This is a genomic window from Neobacillus bataviensis LMG 21833 (assembly GCF_000307875.1).
GTDB classification, from domain to species: domain Bacteria; phylum Bacillota; class Bacilli; order Bacillales; family Cytobacillaceae; genus Neobacillus; species Neobacillus bataviensis.
Window position 1 is genome coordinate 1 of record NZ_AJLS01000099.1, and the last position, 1,543, is coordinate 1,543.

1 protein-coding gene is annotated in these 1,543 nt (G+C 38.2%); it reads right to left on the minus strand.

Translation table 11 applies throughout. The annotated features are described in order from the left end of the window. Positions 1–1,209: L-lactate MFS transporter (locus BABA_RS13760; protein WP_007085804.1), on the minus strand; the 1,209-nt coding region annotated here is incomplete at its 3' end. Between the last annotated feature and the right edge of the window lie 334 nt (positions 1,210–1,543).

Sequence of the window (1,543 nt, forward strand, 5' to 3'; positions counted from 1 at the left end):
AATGAAATCTCGTTGTATCCAGAATGAGATTAGCAGTGCCAATAGATCAATCAAAATAAAGGCAGCTAATGTCAAAGTATAATTGTGGAACAGTTGATGTGTTAATGATAATAGTAATGGTCCAACAACTCCGGCAGCAGCCCATGCTGTCAGTACATATCCATGAACAGCTCCTAATTCTTTAGTACCAAAGACATCACCTAAGTAGGCTGGGATGACAGAAAAGCCTGCTCCATAACAAGACATCAACAAGCATAATGCAATGACAAATAGGAGCGGTAATTTGAAGATGAGTATGGCTGAAAGCATTACAATATCGAGAATAAAAATGGCACTGAAAGTAGCAGGGCGCCCGATATAATCAGACAAAGTTGCCCATATCAAACGTCCAAAGCCATTGAAAAGGCCTATGATTCCAACCATAATTGCGGCTGTTTGGACAGACATGCCAGTCATACTTTGAGCCATGGGGGATGCAGCTGAGACAAGGCCGATCCCGCATGTAATATTGATAAAGAACATTATCCAAAGAAAAGTGAAGGATTTAGTTTTGAGGGCTTGGTTAGCTGTTAGCTCCGGTCCTCGGGTTAGACGTGTTCCCTTTTTTTGAGAAATGCTATTTTCAGTAGTGCTTGATAGTGCCAGATTTGGACGAACAATAAACTGTGCAGCGAGCAGCATAATAACAAAATAAAATGTTCCTAAGAAATAGAATGTTTGTTCAAGACCAACACTAGCCATTAGCTGTTGAGCAACAGGACCAGTCAGCATTGCTGCAAAACCAAATCCCATAATAGCTAACCCCGTTGCTAAACCGCGTTTGTCTGGAAACCATTTAATAATTGTTGATACAGGGGTAACGTATCCTGCTCCCAGTCCTAATCCGCCTATGACACCATATGAGAGATATAATAGCCAAATTGAATTTTGATGGATAGCCCAACCAGTCATAATGGTTCCAGTTCCGTAAAGAAAGCTAGCAATAGTTCCCGTTAGTCTAGGGCCTATTTTTTCAACGACTTTGCCCATAAAGGCGGCTGACATTCCCAAGAAGAAAATAGCGATACTAAATGCAAGAGCGACTGAGGATTCTGCCCAACCATTTTGTTTTGCAATTGGATTAGTAAAAACACTCCAAGCATAAACTGAACCAATCATTAAATGAAACATGACACCTGCAAACGCAACAACATAGCGATTTGTTTTCAAGACAAATTCCTCCATTTTTGATAGTATACGAATAAGTATACGAATAATTTAAACGTTGTTAACAACCATTGTTGGCATATAATAATAATATCACATTGATTATCACATTTAAACAATTAAATTTTAGTATAAGACGAATTTTAACGTTGGCTAATGAAAAGTACATTTAAGTTAGCTATAGTACTGGGAAAAAACAAATTACGGTTGCTGTTTTTGAACAAATAAAAAAGCACAGGGAACCTAAAGTGCTCCATAATTGTTAGACGTGAATTCGAATTGTTATATGATCGTGGAATAAATGTTTGTCATACTACGATTTATCGTTGGGTGCAAG